This is a genomic window from Agaribacillus sp. DX54 (genome assembly GCF_056858335.1).
The window spans coordinates 1-17,157 of the sequence record NZ_JBXEQE010000014.1 but is presented as its reverse complement, the minus strand read 5'-3'; the positions used below and the strand labels follow the sequence as shown (position 1 = coordinate 17,157).

The following is a 17,157-nucleotide window of genomic DNA, read 5'->3' as shown; positions in this document are numbered from 1 at the left end:
TTGTCTTTTTTTGACAAAAACAACTGGATAATGATGATTTTTGATTTAGTTCACAATTATTGATTAATTTGCTTTATTTACGTGCAAATTTGAGATTTGAAATCAGCAAATGGTTAAATACCCCATATACCTGGATTATGCTGCAACTACTCCTGTCGATCCCATAGTATTGGATGCTATGCTCCCATATTTCAAAGAGGTATATGGAAATGCTGCAAGTTCAACGCACTTACAAGGGAAATTAGCCAGTAAAGCTGTAAAAGATGCAAAGTCCGAGGTTGCGGAATTGATATCCGCTGAAACGAACGAAGTATATTTCACCAGCGGGGCTACCGAATCAATCAACCTGGCTATTAAAGGTGTTTTTCAGGCCTATAATAATAAAGGAAACCATATCGTCACTGTCAAAACAGAGCACAAGGCGGTACTGGATACTTGTAACTATCTAGAGGAAATTGGAGCCGATATTACATATCTGAATGTTGATAGGAACGGCTTAATAAGCTTAGATGACTTGAAAGCAAGCATAACTGACTCAACTGTTCTGGTATGTATAATGTGTGCTAACAATGAAACCGGTGTACTGCAGGACATTAAATCAATTGGTGAGATATGCAAAAGTCATGGCGTTCTATTCTTTTCGGATACTACTCAAGCCTTTGGCAAAATACCAATAAATGTAGCTGATAATATTGATCTACTGTGCTTCAGCGGTCACAAAATCTATGGCCCTAAAGGAATTGGTGGATTATATATTGGGAAAGGAGTAAAACCTGCAATGCAAATTCATGGCGGTGGGCATCAAAACAAGATGAGATCTGGCACCTTAAATGTACCAGGAATAGTGGGACTTGGAAAGGCTGCAGAATTGGCTAAGATCAATATGCAGAGTGAATATTACAAACTTAAAAAGCTAAAGGATAAATTTGAGAATTCTCTTCTCAAACAGGGCAGAATTTGCATAAATGGCCCGATAAATTCTTAAAATCAATATCTGAAGATCATAAAAGAAATATTTTGATTATCCAGAAAGTGGAAGAGTTAATAACCAGACATAGCCGTATTATATTGTTTGCCTTGACTGTTGAGCATGCCAATCTAATGGCAGTAATTTTACAGGCTAGGGAAATCAATGCATTGTCAATAACAGGCCTTACTGACAGTAGGCATCGGAAAAATATTATCGAAAACTTCAAAATAGATAGTGAGGAACCCATGGTTTTATGTAACTATGGAATATTGACAACCGGGTTTGATGCCCCAAAGACTAGCTGCGCTGTAATAACGCGCCCTACAGATTCACTAGTTCTTTATAGCCAAATGGTAGGTAGAGCAATAAGGGGTAAAAATGCAGGAGGTAATGAAAAAGCAGAAATAGTTACGGTAATTGATACAAATTTACCTGGTTTTGATGAGGTGGCAAATGCTTTTTTAAACTGGGAAGATGTGTGGTAATAACAACATAAAAAATATATAAATGGATAACTCTATAGTACCAGCACATTTAGCAGTGAAGGCGATGAGGGATAACGGATATAAGAATGCAGCCTATGCTCAATTTTAGACACGGTCTGCTGGCTGACCCCTAACTTATCGGCCACCACATCCTGCTTTATGCCAAGCATCTCTCGCATACGGCCAATCTTTCTTCCCATATGCTTTGCCTGATGTTTGGTTTTATGTTCCATAAGCCAAATATATTGATTTCTAAAAATGTCTCAAAACTGTATGGTATTCTACAATTTGAATAGGTAATCTACTACTTTATCTGGTAGGATACAACAGACTTTCTACGCTCCTCAGACACAAAAAACAAGGCTTGGAGTGCCAAATTCGCTCAAATTGTATTTTACTGCGATCCAATATAAAGCTAATAAAAGGATGGTGCCTATTAGAAATAGTAATGCCATTTCAAAAAAGTGAGAATTTAGTTTTTAAGGGATTATCTATTTATCGGTTCGGTTAATCCCATTTATCAGACCAATTTTTCGGACTACCTGGTCCAGAGTTTCCAGATCCGGTTTTTTGAAAGTTATACTGGTTGTGACAAACCTTTCCATACTATGTTGGATGCCAAGCTCATCAGTTCGCTTTCTTATTGTCAATTTTTTTAATATCTCGCGGAGAATTCCCACCTCTTGATCATTAAGTTTTGTCTCCATCTGATGTTTAGTAGTTTTTATAAATCCGTGACTAACGTAAAAGTAAATGCAAAGAAGTAGAAAGTGATTTTTTATCACCCTTAATTCAATATAAGTTTTGCTCAATTACTTTTCGCAATTCTACTAAAGTGATTAGTTCGGCATTATCCTGCTCTAATATCTCAAAGTCAATAAAACCGACCCTGGTCATCACATTAAATTCGCCTAAAATGTGATCAAGGTATAAGAAGCCAAGAGATTTGAATCGAATATCCGCCTCTTTAAAATTGCACATTTTCAGAATTATATCCACTTTCTCCTTTTCCATGTCTAATTCATATGAAATTCGCAGGTCATTTAGATCGAGTTCCAAACCTTCATAGTTCAGTGTAACCTTATCGGTTGGCTGCCGAAATTTCTTAATCATCCAGTTTGGAATTTCAGGGGCAACTGCAGCAAGTTCTTGTACCGGTTTAATTCCTGCGGAAATGCCATCGCAACTGATGATTAAAACGTAGTTATCGTCTCCCATAGTCAATTCAGGAATTAGTTCTGAATGGACCTTCTTCATCTTGCGTGACAATAGATGATAAATGGAGTAATCTGTTCTATTTTTATTCTCAATGAAGCTTTCTATTTTAGATTTATTTTCAGTAAACCATTTCCAGAATTTTAGCTTGTTATCCTTTTTGAAAAACATCTTTTTGAGACTCGATTATAATAGATAACTTATTAATAAACCAAATATAATCAGAACGGACTTTTAAACGAGTTAAATGATACCCGTTTGGCTTAAATCTCTTACTTTTAATATCTGGTAAATGTAAAAGTACCATGAAGAATTTCTTGTGGGTCGTATTCACTTTTCTGTCAATCACAGGTTTTACCCAAAAAACCGACTTTAAAATAAATCTGGATTCGGTCAAACGAATCATCATTATCGATCATCAAAACTTTAACTATGAGTGGTATTGTGGCAGGATTTACCATATAACCAGGAATAATGGCACTTATAATATGCGGTTGGTGGAACAATACAACAAACCGTACTTTTTTGGGGAGTCGGAGCCGGTCCAAGCCAGCGAACCGGCGGATATTTCCGAGACGCAACTCCATAAGAAATTAAACCTCTCTATTAGCCAGGACTCAGCACTTAATCTTGCCAACCGGGTTGTGGCAGCAAAGCATAATTATTGGGCCGAACGTATTAAGGTGGAAAATAGTAAAACACCCGTGGATATGCCAACATTCGACGATAGCAAACTTCATGATTTAGTGAATACCATCACGTCGTTCAGGAAGCCCTCGCTATATACTTCAAAATTTAGGAATGGATTCCAGTTGGATAGCGGCGAATGCCGGACGGCTTTTCGAGTCGTACAAATTGCCAGAACCTGAGCCCACACCAGCACAGCGAAACTATTGTATATCATGTTTCCTGGATAAAAAAAAGGCCATGAGGGCTTCATTTTCATTAATAGGGAGTCATAATACATCCGATTATCCATACATTGAAATTCAGTTCCTTGACTCAGAGGATATCCTGAACATATATACTGATAATCCTTATCCACAGAGTATGCCTTGGATTTTAGAGGATTCAATCAAATACTATAATCCTAAGATCTCAATGCTCATCGCCGAATTACTTCCTGAAAAGGAGCACTCCAATAAACGAAGGCTTTCCGGCGATTATTCAATATCATCTAACTATAAATCAATCGAAGAAGCTTTTGCAAAAAGTGTGCTGTATCAGTACTGTACGGTGATTAATGCCAAGAAGAAAAGCAAGAGAAAAAGGCTATATATTGATAAAGAACGAGCATCTGTTAAACCACCGCAGGCACCATGAAGACGATAAACAGGATAGCCTGGAGAGAAACAATGACCCAATTGCTCATAAAGATTATGTACCTAAATTTTAATACTAATAATCAACGTAGATGCTTGAATGAACACTAGTTCCCAACTGGTTGAAAATCATCTTACGGATAATTGATAATCTTTTTGTTAGTTGATTTTTATAGGTCTTACGTTTAAGTCTAAGGCATAATTAACTCAAACAAAGAAACATCTGTTAAATTTCGGGGTTGATTACCTGGATGAAGTTTCCCTTTTACCCTTATATAAGATCCGGCAGTCATATGTGCTTTATCTGCTTTAATATATTGCTTAGCATCCAGAATTGTTTTGGCCTTGATAATTTCATCTTCTTGGTAAAGATTTAAAATAACATCACCTGATCTCAAATTGTTATCATCAATTTCTCCGGCAAGATGTTCTACTGAGGCCATAAAAACATCCTCTCTCTTTTTTTGACTAACTGTATTTTGATATCAATTTCCTTTAAACAACCGCCTTCCGGGAAAGGACACTATGCATTCAACCTTGCATCAATTCCACGATTATCTTCATGCCTTGTCGCCAAACTACATCCTATACCCGACCTAGCGGCTACAGCATGAAGATAGGCATAACTTAATTCATTTTCTATATCATTATTGGAAAGAGGGTTCATTGATACCATCAATTTAACGTTTTTAATGGAACGTGATTACACCCATATTAAATAATTGTAAATGTGTACAAAGGAAATAAAGAAAAACCAATTTAATTAAAAAATCAATTTATCCGGAGTATCGGGCATCATGCCTTTTACAAAGTGTACGGACTCAATCCTTCTAAGTCATAGCATGACTCCAAGTCATACTATGACTAAAACGCAAATTTTAAAATATTTAATGAGTCTTTGTCAGACTGGTTGCCATAATAAAAAATTCATTCTACTCTGATTTTAAAAAATTACTTCTTATCCTCCAAAAGCTTTTCCAGTAAAGCTATTCTCTTCCGTTCGCTTTCCAGGAGCACCTCGTACAGCTTTTTGTTTTCTTCTATAGCCTCCGCCCACTTATCAAATGGATTAAAAGTACAGTTATAATTCTGATTGGCTAAACCAGTTGCAGTCCCATGATTTGTGACAATATTGTAAACCGTCGCTTCCTCATTCAGGTCTTTAATCGCTTCGGCGTTGACGCCTAAGGCCTTGACTACCCTTTCCATCATAGCATCGTCAACGTTTTCATTCTGCTCGATTTTAGACACTGCCTGCTGGCTTACGCCTAACTTTTCGGCCACCGCTTCCTGTCGGATACCCAGCAGTTCACGCATTTGCATAATCTTTCTTCCCAGGTGTTTCGATGGGTTTTTGGTTCTATGTTTCATAAGCCAAATATATTAATTTCCGGGGTTGTTCCAAAGTGCTTTTTGGTTGTAAGATTACAAACCAGGAGTTGTAAAATCACAACTCGATGTCGTTGAATACAACTGACTTTCTGCTGTCCTTAGACAAACCGAAGAAGGTATTTGGTAAATCTACAACTGTGAAAGACTGAGCGAACGCCGCTTTTTTCTTTCACCGTATCATTAAAGGTTCCATCTGACCTATAAAAAATTAAACAGATGACGTCTATCAGCAAAGTGGAACTGCCTTGATTATCTAACCATTTTATGGAGGATTTTGCAATTGCCAGACAAATATAAAGCCTTAAAACAAAAACCCTCTCATTATCAGAGGGTTTTCGTGTAGCGGCGAGGGGACAAATATCGAACCTTGTCATCCCAGATTTACAACGGGTATTAACATTTTCGAAGGTGGTTTAAAAACTTAGCAGTTTTAAACTAGAATTCTTATAAATTTCGTCATTGAATAAGCTTCACTGGATTATAAAAAATGACATTAGATAATTAAGTCTTTCCTGATCGAATAAACCGTTTTAAAATTTAATTTGACAACCAGCAAGTAAAATGCATTTTAAAGGGCCTCGAATTTTCTTGGAAATTCCGGATGAAACAATATGCTGCATTGCTATCAAAATGAATTCATAGAAAAAGAAGTGCAAAGCTTTTTTCCAATACAAACATGAAGAAAAAGAACAGGCTGCTTCCCCAAAGCCGAACTTCCATAGAAATGTATTGATTAATCAGGGATAGAACCAACAAGCTCGAAAAACGTTATATACCAATATATAATATTAATTGGTATACTTGCTTTAAATTAAAAAAATTATGCAGAAAAATACAAGCGTTACACTTGGCGAACATTTTGACAAGTTTATTAGCCGTTTAGCGGAAAAGGGCCGATATAGCTCGGCCAGTGAGGCCATACGTGCGGGTTTGCGCCTGCTTGAAAAGGAAGAAACTAAGTTGGAAGCACTACAAAATGCTTTAATAGAAGGCGAAAAAAGTGGCAGGGCCCACTATTCTTTAGATGATTTTATTAACGAACTGAATGCAGAGTAGTCTTGGCTTTTTTTCTTACCCAAAGGGCGAAAGCCGATTTAAAAAGTATAGCTAGTTACACACAGAAAAAGTGGGGTATTAAACAACGAAATACCTATTTAACTCAAATAGATACAGCTTTTCATGTGCTGTCCGACAATCCAATTAAGGGTTTTAATTGTGATTATATCCGGCAAGGGTATTTCAAATATCGTGTTGGAAAACACCTCATATTCTATCGAATAGTCAATTTGGACATTGAGATTGTACGTATCCTGCATGAGAGAATGGATATAGAACAACGTCTTAGGGAGGAATAATTGTTTTGTGTGTCTCTAGGTTAAAGAATAACCCATTCCTATCATTACTGGATGTTCGAACCAACACTGCCTGCAAAACAAATCTTAACAAGAGATTTTATCCGTCATTTGATTTGGAACAAATATGGAATTATCAAACCTACGACCTTCGGGTTATGAGCCAAAGAAAGACGAGTCCCTATCGTTCCCAAAACACCCTAAATACGCCAAAATAGGCTACTTTCGAATTTAGAGGGTTGTTTAAAGATCATTAAATAGTGGATAAAACCGCAAAATGTTTAACCAATTCGGGCTTGTTTCCTCATTAAAATCGAGACTAGCCCAATGGGAAGTACCGAAAATTGAAAACTTTCTACGCGAACGCATCACGTTCCTTTACTTAGCGGGTCGGCTTCCTATTCTGTCACTGCCAAACTTCTGAGTTGTATTTAGACCCATAAAGTCGAGTCAACAAGACTATTCCAAAGACCATGCTAAATACTAAAGTGCTCAAATTAGTTGTCCAAAGGATGATGCGTTTCATTTTTCTAATGTTCACAAATAATTTAATTAAACCCCCGGTTTCAATTTATTATACTCGTCCTGTCAAACTGATATTTGTCCAAATGCGGAAAGCTGAATTATCAGAATTAGTATGGTTATTACCACTTTACTTATATTACATGCTTATTTCTATAGTTGATACAGTCCGTCTTGAAGACTGACAAGTTCGGTTTCTCCATTCCTTTTATATTGCCAAGTGGGCTGATCGAATTGCCGGAAAGTACCGATGGATTTAGTATTTGTGTCCAGCACCACAATTCGCTGATTCCCCATATCGCTGATAAAAGCATGTTCACCATAAATGACGATGTCTTCCGGATGATTCAGTTCACCATCTTCTTCCCAGGTTCCACCAAATTCAAACATTATTTTTCCTATTGAATATTCAACTTGAACCACTCGATGAACTGTTGGTTCAACAAACCATATATTATCATTAATGTCAACTTCTAAGTCATAAATTACTATCATTGAAAGTTTCTTCGAAAAAGTCTTTACTATTGATCTGCCTGGCGTGAATTCACGGATTTTGGAGTCTTGGTAAAAACAATGAATGGTATTCCCGTTGGAAAGTTTCGCTAATGATTCCCCGCCTTGAAATGGATTGATATTCCGGCCATACTTGGCATCATTGAATTTTGATTGAGATACTTTCTGTTCCTTAAATCCATCAAATTGATAATAGGAATTCCAGTCAACTCTGTAACAAGGTGTTCCGTCAGATAAATTCAAATCCCACAAAGCCTCGTTTACGGGTAATTTTTTCATGGGCCTTTAACTTAACGTCTTCTACTTCAATTACTTGTAATTATAGGTATTTTATTAGCGTGTGGTTATTAATTTCTCATCTTCAAATATTTTTAGGGCTTTTTCAGTCTCATTAGAGCCGTCTGACATTGAGCCAGGTAGCATAATAAGCCTTTTCTTGAGTCTTTTGTTAACACCCTCAAAATATACCTCAAACCTGGATCGTGTAATTCCGATAATGGCTTTTTTGAACTTTACAGATTTTATTTTCTCTCTTTCAATTACGGGATTAGCAGAATTATTGAGACTGTTGAATATGCCAAATGTTAAGTAAACGCTAACCAAAGCAAAAGCTATGGCCCGAAGGGTTTGACCGCTGGAATATGCGTTAAATGCAAAATACAGGGGCCAACCAACAAAAGCGTGTAAATAGTTAATATTCTTGAAATACTATTACTTACTGTTATTTCAGAAAGGTTGCCAACGATTCCATCTCTTGTTAATACAATCCTATCCGGAAATATATGGCAAAACCCGGTTTTGGTTCTAAATACTTTTTCCTTTTCCATTTCCACAATGTTGGATAAATACCTAATAAGCTTGCTAAGCTCATCTGTCCCTATTTTAACTAATTTATAGCAAATCAAAGTCAATCTAATAATAGCCGATTGATCTTTTTGATTGGATGAAAAATTTTCCGATACATGCCTGATGTACCGTTTGGCCTTTAACTTTCAGGAATCGTCATGAATCTTGATCCGGATCAGGTTGCATTCATCGAGGTGCTCGCAATGATTTCCGGTATAAATATTTAACTTTAGTTCAGCTGAGATCAGGCGAGTTAGCGAAGCTTATTCGAGATCCTGGCGAAAATTTAAAATATGAACTTTATTCAGAAAATATTTTTTGTGTTAACCTTGACATTCTTTGGTATTTCTTTGTTCTCAATGACTGTCGGCCAAATCATACCCATTGAATTTGCCGATTGGAGGGATATGCATATTTTCTATGATATTATTCTGCGGGGGCTTCCAATAATGATACTGTTGACGTTAGTTTGGACAATTCGAAAAAAAAGATCAATAAGAGGAAATTTTATAATTGGAATTGTGACTGCCTTAATTGCTTTTGGAGCATACTTGTCGACTATCTTTTTAATGTTTTCTTTTGGATTTGGCGCCTGGGTAAACGAAGAAACAATTTATGAAAATAAAGACAACCCAAAACAGACCATTAATTATCAACTATGGGATATTGGTGCATTTGGATACGGTGGGCAAAGAACAGTCAAATTAACCCCTTTTTTAGGACTTTGGGTAGTTGCTACCAAAATAGACACTACAACCATTGAAAAGGACAAATGGACCCTGGTTAAAAGAAAAGGTGATATTAAATTTCCATGAAAAATAAAAACTATTGTTTCAAATAGAAATTGCGTATGCATAAAATAGCGACCATATCAGCATTCATTCTAACATTGATCATGTATTCATGTGGTACGGGTTCGCAGACCGAAAAGAACAATGAAAAGTTTGATAGCAAGAAATGGAAAACAGGTGATTTTAGGACAAAAGGAAAAATGACCGATAATATTTTGAATGATAGCCTGCTGATTGGAAAAACCAAAGCTGAAATACTTGAAATGCTTGGCGATCCGGACCAATATAATGAAAGAATATTTCACTATGCGGTGGATCCTGGAGTCAAATATATGAACGAGCCGTGGATTTATTGGTTATCAGTAGATTTTGACACAATAAATGATACGGTAAGGGATGTATGGCTTGCGGACTGAAACTAACTCTGATTTCTTTGGTAAAAATAAGGATTACAATATTAATTAAGCATCAGCGGTTTTTTTCCTGTATGCATTCTTGTATCGTTGTTTTTTAAACCTGGGGTCAAAAATTTTTTGCCCGCGAATTGTCCATTTTTCATTTGTCAGTTTTACCCCTATTGGCTCACTTGGATTTAAGCGAATGCGGTAGTTGTTTTCTTCTCCTTTTGTAATTGTCAAAGGATTATAACCGACATAAGTAATTCTTAAACTGTCGTATTTTTCAATTTTAATTTCGGCAATTCCATTTTCATCTGTCAAGTATTTATGAACCTTTGCCTCATCATAAATGTAGATGGATGCACCTGCCAAACTGTCTTAAATAAATATGCTGAAATCAACGACTTTGAGATTTTGCTAGTAGTTTAAAGTCCTTTAAACCCGGAGAAAATCGCCACCTATCCCCTGGCATTAAGAATCATCAAAGACCGGAAGCCAAAATATATCCACCTTGGACAATCCTTTGATGACAAACACTGGGATGAAAATACCGGTAAAGTAAACAAATCCCACCCTAACGCTGTCAGGCTAAACAACCTGATCCTTAAAAAACTTGCCGAAGCCAATAATACGGCTATTGAGCTTGATACAAGGGAAGAATTCGTATCTTCAGAAGAGATCAAAAACAAAATCAAAAGGAAGGGTAAAAATGTCACCTTCTTTCAATTGGCGGCAGAGAGGATTGAACGCTACGAAAGAAAGGGCACATTCTCAGTATCCAATGTAGAAAAGTCTATTCTGAATAACTTCAGAAAATTTCTTGGCGGATCTGACATTTATTTCCATGAAATCAATAGTCCGTTAATCGAGAAGTTCAAAGTATTCTGCAAGGGAGAATTAGGGCATAAGCCGAGAACAATTACCAATCATCTGATTATTATCAGGACACTATTTAACCTGGCTATCAAAGAGGGTATCGTCGACAGAAAATATTATCCTTTCGCCGGTGATAATGTGAAGATAAGGATTGGTTCAGGATTAAAAATGGGATTGACCCAGGAGGAAATCCGGAAGATTGAAAACCTGGAATTAGAATCTAATACTTCTATCTGGCACGCTAGAAATATTTGGCTTTTCTCCTTCTACTTTGCCGGGGTAAGGATCTCCGATGTGCTGAAAATTAAATGGTCTGATTTTAAAGATGGCAGGCTTTACTACCAGATGAATAAGAATGATAAACCTGTAACACTAAAGATACCCGATAAAGCTAAAACCATTTTGAAGTACTATGAACCTGAAAAAAGATCTGATAAAGACTTTGTTTTCCCTGATTTGAAAAATGCTGATCCAAATAGCATTAAGGATATCTTCAGGAAAACAAGAACTGCCGCACGCAGGTTTAATAAATACCTGAAAAAGATTGCAGAAATCACAGGCATTGAAAAGAACCTGTCAAATCATATTGCCAGGCATTCTTTTGGCAATATTGCCGGGGATAAAATTAATCCTTTGATGCTTCAGAAGTTGTACCGGCATTCCAACTTAAAGACAACCATAAATTATCAGGCTAATTTCATTCATAAAGAGGCTGATGATGCTTTGGATGCGGTGGTGGATTTTTAGTCAATTGATTTGATGACACTTATATTTTTTATTTTAAGAATACTTCCGGTTTCAAGATAAGAAGCTCTAAAGCCTTGCAAAAGAGTTAAATTAATCAGATCTTTTGAGCATGTCAGTGCCTGAAAAAATATTTTTATATAGAATGGTCCATTGGGAAAATGTGCAACATATTTTGCAACATGGCATCTGCTCTCGCCAGCATCCGGATATGGACCCAAAGTACATAAACATTGGTCACGGTCAATTGATCACAGATCGACATGAACATCCCATTCCACTGTCAAATGCAGGTAATCTAGGTGAGTATGTTCCTTTTTATTTTGCTGGGCACACACCTATGCTTTACGTTATTATGAATGGCCATCAAGGGGTAGAGAAGCGCCTGCAGGAAGATATTGTATTCTTGGTAAGTACCTTTGATAAAATAAAAAAGGCTAATTTAGAGTTTGTATTTACAAATATGAATGCCAAAATTGCATTGGCTGAGTTTTACAATAATGAATCAGACTTCAATAAAATACATTGGAACATTGTAAAATCCAAGCAATGGGCCAACGATGAAAGTAATCTTTCACGGCGTGACTATAAACAAGCTGAGTTTTTGGTGAGAGGCCATGTTCCAGTATCCTGTATTTCATATATCGTGGTTAAATCAGATAAGCGCAAAGCTCATTTTGAAAAAATGCTTTTGCAAATGGGCCTGTCAATCAAGGTTTTTGTAGATAAAAAATGTAAATTGTATTATTAAGCTATGATAAAATACCTCAAAGGAGATTTATTAAGTTCTAAAGCCCAGGCTCTGGTCAACACGGTGAATACAGTGGGGGTAATGGGCAAAGGAATCGCATTGCAGTTCAAGAAGAGGTTTCCACATAATTTTAAGGTTTATAAAAATGCCTGCGATGAAGGCACCTTCTCTGTTGGGCAAGTTTTAGTAGTAGAAGATAGTGATTTAATGCAAGAGAAAATCATAATCAACTTTCCTACAAAAAAACATTGGCGTGGTAATTCAAAATATGAATACATCGAAACAGGGTTGACAGCACTTAAGGAGGCTATTAAAACGAATGATATTAAAAGTGTAGCCATACCCCCTTTAGGTTGTGGCCATGGTGGCTTGGAATGGCACAAAGTAAAAGCATTAATAGAAGCGGCTCTTAATGATCTGGATTGTGAGATTGAGGTTTACACGCCCAATGAACATATCAAAGAGATATTGCAGAGGGAAAATATTTCGGGAGAAGTGAGGCTTACACCAGCAAGAGCCATGTTGTTATATTTAATGTTTCAATATGAAGCCATGGGTGAGCAGAGCTCTTTATTTGTAGCGAATAAATTAGCCTGGTTCTTGCAGAGAAGTGGTGAAAAGTTGAAACTTAAATTTGCAGCACACCATTATGGCCCTTATGCCGTACAGGTAAATCATGTGTTGTTGCATCTTAATGGGGTATATTTAAAGGGAATGGAGCAGAATGTGGTAAAGCCATTTGAACCGTTGCAATTGAACTATCATAAAATTGACGAAATTAAAGCATATATCGATACTCAAATAAGTGCTGAGCAGCGTGCACGTCTTGATAATATCATACAATTGTTAAGAGGTTATACTTCCAGTTTTTCATTGGAGTTGCTGGCTTCGGTAGATTACTTGTATGCCCAGAATGACAAAAAAGATGTTAACGAAATAATAAGAAAATTAACTGACTGGAACGAGCGTAAGACCAATTTATTTGACAAACGACATGTGAAAATTGCTTATAGTCACCTGCAAGATCATGCTTCTGCATTATCATTTAGATAAGTGTGAAATTACCCATTTTAATAACCACTTCAAATCGCTATTTTATTTTTCAAATTTTGGGCTTGTGTTTTACGAGCACAGAAGTTCCTAATAGCTTTGATTTATAGTTTTACCCCCAGCTTAGAAATTTTTTACCATCTACCTTTCCTTTATAAATAAATTATGTGGTTTTATATGCCTGCTTTTAGAGAAAAGGAGGATAAATTCTAATGCTGACAAAACAGATTCATTTTGTAAGTGCATTACTTTTTGTTAATCTATATGTGGTAATTATCTGCACTTATAATATATTGAAAAGTAATGCTCCGAAAATATTTGTCTGTCTACTATATTGTGAAATTGTGTGTTGAGCGCCTGTTTCAATAGGTGTTAAAAAAGGAAAGAACGTCACAATTAGCAACCTCAAGTTTGATTAATTCTTTGTATCTTTAGGTATGAATGAAAAAATTAGAAATAAAATCATACAGATAATCAGTTCAACCAAGGACCAAAAACTGTTGGAGCAAGTATATAATATACTCGATAGCAGATCGAATTTTACTGAAAACCAACTGTTTGAAAACTTGACCGATGAACAAAAAGAAGATACTGAACTAAGCCTTCAAGAAAGTACTGAGAAAGCCAATTTGGAAGATCACGAATCGGTAATGAAGGAAGTCAGAGCTCAGTTTGGATGGAACTAAGTGTTGTCTGGACTAAAAGGGCCAAAACGAATTACCTCAAAATATTAACCTATATCACACATAATTTTGGAAGTTCATCAGGCCAAAAGTATCATACCAGGGTAGAGGAGTTAATCGGCTTGTTGCGCACATTCCCCGAAATAGGAACAAAGCAATCCGGCAAACAAAATCTTAGAGGTATAATTTTATACAGGCGGACCACCATTTTTTATACTTTTGACAGCGAAGTGGTAAAGATCATCAATGTGGTAGACAATCGATGGAAGAAATAAACGTCTAATCCAGCTCTTTAAGCTATCTGCAAGTTTTTTTAACTTCAAATTTGTGGATGACTTTATTTTTAAGCCAAAAAATTCCTTCGTATTCACCAAAATCAGCGTAAATCGTTTGTCCTTTTAAATAGTGAAACCGGGAACCCATGAATTTCAGCAACATTTCCTTAGTCATCCCAATAAATTCCTGATCCCATGCCTTGATGTCGTTTCCATAGAGTTCAATGGCCACAAATGTTTCATTTTTGGTGTCATACTGCCAATTTTCGGGTTTGTCAGTGCAATAAACCTTTAAGATACCAAACTGTTTAGAGGTTTGCTTATTGATCAGATGATAAAACCCAAAAAATTCTGGTGACTTAACTGGGCAAAGCTTTGCTGATTCCGCATATGGAATAACACCAAAGGTTGTCGTTAAAAATTCCAGTGCCTTGAGCCGGTTAATGTTTATAGGATCCACCAAAGTATCAGGCTTGAATTGGTGACGATCCATTGGCAGGGTAGAATAAGTGGGGTCGATTACCCTTGAGTCAAAGTAACTGTTATAAGTTTGGTTATCAAGGAAAGAAATCATTGATAATCCTGTCAAAAATAATTTAAAGTACATTTTTTATTTGTCCGCTCCCTTTCAATAACGCTTGAATATATTAAGAATTCGTCAAATAAAAGCGGGATTATTTCTCTTTTAAATGGCTTAGGCTTTTGGGGGTGTAACGGATTCTATTTTGAAAGATATCTTATCCTCAAAGATTTGTACGTCATAAATTTTTGGTTTACCCTCTCCGAGATTCAGACCCAATGCTTCTATCCGCTCCGCACTTTGATCTAATAGAGAAAAAATTTGGTTTTCTGCAAGACTCTGAAATTCTTTAAAAATAGCCTTGGTTTCTGCTGACATTTTGTTGTCTATAATTCGTCCGTTGACCCACTCGCCTGACATATCCGTTACTGAAATCGTTATGTTTTTAGCGCCATTTTTTTCGTAGACATTTAATATTTTTCCAGTCATTCCTCAAATATAATGAGTGCCTTCGAGGAATTTTCCAGATCATATCGAATAGTTACGGGCATCTCGTAATTGCTTTTTGCGACTTTGTTCAGGTAGTAGGCATTTTTGTGAGTTCCATCCAAAGAATTTTCCTTCATATACTGATTGCCGTTGACCGCATACTGAAATTTAACAAAATAATTAGCTACCATCACCTTATTGCCCTCACTTCCTTGCCTGGTGGTAATGTTTTCTTTAACAGAAAGAATCTTGGCTGTGGTTTCCCCTTGATAATTTTCGAGCTTCCAGTTCCGTACAATCTTCGGAAGAAGCATAATAACCGCTAACCCTGCTATCAGGCCAAGAACGGCTATCGTTCCCAAAATAGACTTCCAATTAAAAGTTATATACCACGGTAGCTTTTTGTCCATATATGCTAGACAAAAGTTAATACATACCAAGATACACAAAAAGATTTGATAGTCATGGACTCTTTCAACAAACACCACGTTTTCATTAGGGAGCTTTTCAAAATCAAAACAATTATATTTGTTAGAAAATTGGAAAGCATCCAAACCATGACTATTGATACACTTGGCCAAAAATTGAAGGAACTCAAAATCCCAGAAGACCGGTATTTTCTGCATGGCCTTTATGGATCGAGCAGCCAGAGAACAAATTGGCCCTGACAATTAAGAAGGGAAAGCACACAGTAGTATTTGAAGTATATTATCAGGAAAGGGGGGAGAAACATTCTGTACGCCACTTTGCCAATGAGAAGGAAGCGTGTAAATATTTTCTTTATCAATTGCGCACTGGTAGAAGGTAATTGCTTTATCCTTATGAGGTAAGGATGGTATATGAGACTTTTGGGGTTGGATTACCTTCGAATATTACAAAACCTTGGTAAGACCACATTACCCAATTTCAATAAATTGTGTTATTTTTATATGGGAAAATTATAAATTGTGTTTTTTATAATAGGCAATGCAATTTGAAAACGTATTAAAGTATTCTTTAATTGAGCGTACTTTTACAGATATGTAACATAATATGAAAGCTTGAAAAGTCAATAACATCAAAATATATGAATATTTCGGCAGAAAAACTGAGTCTTATAGAATGGATAACAAAACTTAATGACTCCTCTGTAATTGAAAAGTTACGGAGTATTAAAGATGAGTATTCCACATCAAAAGACTGGTGGGATTTATTGGAAAAAGAAGAATTGGCATCGATAAAAAGAGGCTTAAAAGATATTGAGGAAGGTAAGGTTCACAGCCACGAAACGGCCCGTAATATCTATGGAAAATACCTATAAGCTAATATGGTCTGATGAAGCCCTCAGCAATTTAAAAAACATAATTAACTATCTTGAAGATCGGTGGACCACAAAAGAGATCCAAAAATTTTCGCGCCTGCTGGATAAGAAACTACAACTAATCAAGAGAACCCCTTTGTTGTTTCAGGCAAGTCCTAACTCTAATGAATTGAGAAGGTGTATATTAAGTAAACAAACCACTATATACTATAAGATTGAAAATCGCCAAATCTATATTGTTACACTTTTTGATAATAGACAAGATCCCAAAAAATTAAAAGGGAAATAAATTACTCCACTCCGCACATATCTTTCAAGCTTATGTAGATTCTGTTTTCCATATTTTAATTCAAAGCAGAATGATTTTTGACCAGAACGAAGATTTTGATATTGTTTTAGCCTTCTACATGCCGAACAACCAAACAGGTACTGCCGGAAAAAACAAACTTTATCAGCAAAATAGAACTGACCAGGTAACTTGGTGTAAGCCGTGACACTTTACGCAAAAAGCTTCAAGAGTTGTAACGCTTTCACACGGGCAGAAGGCAATTGCTATACCCTTATGAAGTGAGGATGGTGTATGAGGCGTTTGGAGTTGTTTATAGAAGTATCTTTTTGCCATTATTAATTTGTCGTTATTTCTGATTTAAAGGTATTAGTTTA

At 36.2% G+C, this 17,157-nt stretch carries 26 protein-coding genes and 1 pseudogene; 16 read left to right on the top strand and 11 right to left on the bottom strand.

Annotated features, from left to right (window positions below):
* The first annotated feature begins 109 nt into the window (after positions 1-109).
* Together AC04NP_RS15745 and AC04NP_RS15740 are read left to right on the top strand one after the other, a co-directional pair.
* Positions 110-985: a cysteine desulfurase family protein gene (locus AC04NP_RS15745; RefSeq protein WP_482860751.1), complete on the top strand. Its 876-nt coding sequence runs from the start codon at positions 110-112 to the stop codon at positions 983-985.
* The gene (locus tag AC04NP_RS15740) at positions 958-1,455 is read left to right on the top strand and encodes a DEAD/DEAH box helicase (RefSeq protein ID WP_482860750.1); all 498 of its coding nucleotides are present in this window, start codon (positions 958-960) and stop codon (positions 1,453-1,455) included. Before AC04NP_RS15745 ends, AC04NP_RS15740 begins: the two co-directional genes overlap by 28 nt.
* Before the next feature lie 32 nt (positions 1,456-1,487).
* Here the strand turns inward: AC04NP_RS15740 and AC04NP_RS15735 are convergent, their stop codons facing one another.
* The 3 genes from AC04NP_RS15735 to AC04NP_RS15725 all read right to left on the bottom strand — a co-directional run bounded on the left by AC04NP_RS15735 (position 1,488) and on the right by AC04NP_RS15725 (position 2,841).
* Entirely contained in the window at positions 1,488-1,688 is a 201-nt protein-coding gene (locus AC04NP_RS15735) for a helix-turn-helix domain-containing protein (protein WP_482860749.1), read from the bottom strand.
* Between the two features lie 258 nt (positions 1,689-1,946).
* Positions 1,947-2,162, bottom strand: a complete 216-nt coding sequence (locus tag AC04NP_RS15730) for a hypothetical protein (RefSeq protein WP_482860748.1) — start codon at positions 2,160-2,162, stop codon at positions 1,947-1,949.
* Between the two features lie 85 nt (positions 2,163-2,247).
* Positions 2,248-2,841, bottom strand: a complete 594-nt coding sequence (locus tag AC04NP_RS15725) for a hypothetical protein (RefSeq protein ID WP_482860747.1) — start codon at positions 2,839-2,841, stop codon at positions 2,248-2,250.
* Between the two features lie 134 nt (positions 2,842-2,975).
* On the opposite strand from AC04NP_RS15725, the gene AC04NP_RS15720 reads away from it, so the two are divergent.
* Both AC04NP_RS15720 and AC04NP_RS15715 read left to right on the top strand, forming a co-directional pair.
* On the top strand, positions 2,976-3,539 hold the full coding sequence (locus AC04NP_RS15720) for a hypothetical protein (protein WP_482860746.1): 564 nt from the start codon (positions 2,976-2,978) through the stop codon (positions 3,537-3,539).
* Positions 3,540-3,597: 58 nt separating this feature from the next.
* Positions 3,598-3,993, top strand: coding sequence for a hypothetical protein (locus AC04NP_RS15715; RefSeq protein WP_482860745.1), 396 nt, complete (start codon positions 3,598-3,600; stop codon positions 3,991-3,993).
* A 190-nt stretch (positions 3,994-4,183) separates the two neighbouring features.
* Here AC04NP_RS15715 and AC04NP_RS15710 read toward each other — a convergent pair whose 3' ends face one another.
* The 3 genes from AC04NP_RS15710 to AC04NP_RS15700 all read right to left on the bottom strand — a co-directional run bounded on the left by AC04NP_RS15710 (position 4,184) and on the right by AC04NP_RS15700 (position 5,363).
* Positions 4,184-4,435 (bottom strand): hypothetical protein, encoded by a 252-nt coding sequence (locus AC04NP_RS15710; protein WP_482860744.1) that lies wholly within the window; start codon positions 4,433-4,435, stop codon positions 4,184-4,186.
* Positions 4,436-4,515: 80 nt separating this feature from the next.
* Entirely contained in the window at positions 4,516-4,668 is a 153-nt protein-coding gene (locus AC04NP_RS15705; protein ID WP_482860743.1) for a hypothetical protein, read from the bottom strand.
* A gap of 275 nt (positions 4,669-4,943) precedes the next feature.
* The gene (locus AC04NP_RS15700) at positions 4,944-5,363 is read right to left on the bottom strand and encodes a helix-turn-helix domain-containing protein (protein ID WP_482860742.1); all 420 of its coding nucleotides are present in this window, start codon (positions 5,361-5,363) and stop codon (positions 4,944-4,946) included.
* Positions 5,364-6,206: 843 nt separating this feature from the next.
* On the opposite strand from AC04NP_RS15700, the gene AC04NP_RS15695 reads away from it, so the two are divergent.
* Together AC04NP_RS15695 and AC04NP_RS15690 are read left to right on the top strand one after the other, a co-directional pair.
* A complete protein-coding gene (locus AC04NP_RS15695) occupies positions 6,207-6,440 on the top strand; it encodes a type II toxin-antitoxin system ParD family antitoxin (RefSeq protein WP_482860741.1) in 234 nt (77 codons plus the stop codon).
* Positions 6,441-6,442: 2 nt separating this feature from the next.
* The gene (locus AC04NP_RS15690) at positions 6,443-6,739 is read left to right on the top strand and encodes a type II toxin-antitoxin system RelE/ParE family toxin (protein ID WP_482860740.1); all 297 of its coding nucleotides are present in this window, start codon (positions 6,443-6,445) and stop codon (positions 6,737-6,739) included.
* Between the two features lie 672 nt (positions 6,740-7,411).
* Here the strand turns inward: AC04NP_RS15690 and AC04NP_RS15685 are convergent.
* On the bottom strand, positions 7,412-8,050 hold the full coding sequence (locus AC04NP_RS15685) for an NHL repeat-containing protein (protein WP_482860739.1): 639 nt from the start codon (positions 8,048-8,050) through the stop codon (positions 7,412-7,414).
* A gap of 860 nt (positions 8,051-8,910) precedes the next feature.
* Here AC04NP_RS15685 and AC04NP_RS15680 point away from each other — a divergent pair.
* Both AC04NP_RS15680 and AC04NP_RS15675 read left to right on the top strand, forming a co-directional pair.
* Positions 8,911-9,432 carry a hypothetical protein gene (locus AC04NP_RS15680; RefSeq protein WP_482860738.1) on the top strand — a complete coding sequence of 174 codons (522 nt, stop codon included), beginning with the start codon at positions 8,911-8,913 and terminating at the stop codon, positions 9,430-9,432.
* 35 nt (positions 9,433-9,467) lie between these two features.
* The gene (locus AC04NP_RS15675) at positions 9,468-9,824 is read left to right on the top strand and encodes a hypothetical protein (RefSeq protein ID WP_482860737.1); all 357 of its coding nucleotides are present in this window, start codon (positions 9,468-9,470) and stop codon (positions 9,822-9,824) included.
* Positions 9,825-9,869: 45 nt separating this feature from the next.
* Here AC04NP_RS15675 and AC04NP_RS15670 read toward each other — a convergent pair whose 3' ends face one another.
* The gene (locus AC04NP_RS15670) at positions 9,870-10,178 is read right to left on the bottom strand and encodes a hypothetical protein (protein WP_482860736.1); all 309 of its coding nucleotides are present in this window, start codon (positions 10,176-10,178) and stop codon (positions 9,870-9,872) included.
* A 78-nt stretch (positions 10,179-10,256) separates the two neighbouring features.
* On the opposite strand from AC04NP_RS15670, the pseudogene AC04NP_RS15665 reads away from it, so the two are divergent.
* The 6 genes and pseudogenes from AC04NP_RS15665 to AC04NP_RS15640 form a co-directional block, all read left to right on the top strand.
* Positions 10,257-10,478 (top strand): annotated as a pseudogene (locus AC04NP_RS15665) (Arm DNA-binding domain-containing protein); the annotation flags it as partial.
* 54 nt (positions 10,479-10,532) lie between these two features.
* On the top strand, positions 10,533-11,429 hold the full coding sequence (locus AC04NP_RS15660) for a tyrosine-type recombinase/integrase (RefSeq protein ID WP_482860735.1): 897 nt from the start codon (positions 10,533-10,535) through the stop codon (positions 11,427-11,429).
* Positions 11,430-11,538: 109 nt separating this feature from the next.
* Entirely contained in the window at positions 11,539-12,177 is a 639-nt protein-coding gene (gene darT, locus AC04NP_RS15655; protein ID WP_482860734.1) for a type II toxin-antitoxin system toxin DNA ADP-ribosyl transferase DarT, read from the top strand.
* Positions 12,178-12,180: 3 nt separating this feature from the next.
* Positions 12,181-13,230 carry a type II toxin-antitoxin system antitoxin DNA ADP-ribosyl glycohydrolase DarG gene (gene darG, locus AC04NP_RS15650; RefSeq protein ID WP_482860733.1) on the top strand — a complete coding sequence of 350 codons (1,050 nt, stop codon included), beginning with the start codon at positions 12,181-12,183 and terminating at the stop codon, positions 13,228-13,230.
* Between the two features lie 434 nt (positions 13,231-13,664).
* A complete protein-coding gene (locus AC04NP_RS15645) occupies positions 13,665-13,913 on the top strand; it encodes a hypothetical protein (protein WP_482860731.1) in 249 nt (82 codons plus the stop codon).
* Entirely contained in the window at positions 13,904-14,185 is a 282-nt protein-coding gene (locus AC04NP_RS15640; protein WP_482860730.1) for a type II toxin-antitoxin system RelE/ParE family toxin, read from the top strand. Before AC04NP_RS15645 ends, AC04NP_RS15640 begins: the two co-directional genes overlap by 10 nt.
* A 22-nt stretch (positions 14,186-14,207) precedes the next feature.
* Here the strand turns inward: AC04NP_RS15640 and AC04NP_RS15635 are convergent, their stop codons facing one another.
* The 3 genes from AC04NP_RS15635 to AC04NP_RS15625 form a co-directional block, all read right to left on the bottom strand.
* A complete protein-coding gene (locus AC04NP_RS15635) occupies positions 14,208-14,792 on the bottom strand; it encodes a hypothetical protein (protein ID WP_482860729.1) in 585 nt (194 codons plus the stop codon).
* A gap of 87 nt (positions 14,793-14,879) precedes the next feature.
* The gene (locus AC04NP_RS15630) at positions 14,880-15,194 is read right to left on the bottom strand and encodes a hypothetical protein (protein ID WP_482860728.1); all 315 of its coding nucleotides are present in this window, start codon (positions 15,192-15,194) and stop codon (positions 14,880-14,882) included.
* Entirely contained in the window at positions 15,191-15,604 is a 414-nt protein-coding gene (locus AC04NP_RS15625) for a hypothetical protein (RefSeq protein WP_482860726.1), read from the bottom strand. The genes AC04NP_RS15630 and AC04NP_RS15625 overlap by 4 nt, the downstream gene beginning before the upstream one ends.
* Before the next feature lie 656 nt (positions 15,605-16,260).
* Here AC04NP_RS15625 and AC04NP_RS15620 point away from each other — a divergent pair.
* Positions 16,261-16,494, top strand: coding sequence for a hypothetical protein (locus AC04NP_RS15620; protein WP_482860725.1), 234 nt, complete (start codon positions 16,261-16,263; stop codon positions 16,492-16,494).
* Positions 16,478-16,783 carry a type II toxin-antitoxin system RelE/ParE family toxin gene (locus AC04NP_RS15615; protein ID WP_482860724.1) on the top strand — a complete coding sequence of 102 codons (306 nt, stop codon included), beginning with the start codon at positions 16,478-16,480 and terminating at the stop codon, positions 16,781-16,783. The genes AC04NP_RS15620 and AC04NP_RS15615 overlap by 17 nt, the downstream gene beginning before the upstream one ends.
* Positions 16,784-17,157: the final 374 nt, after the last annotated feature.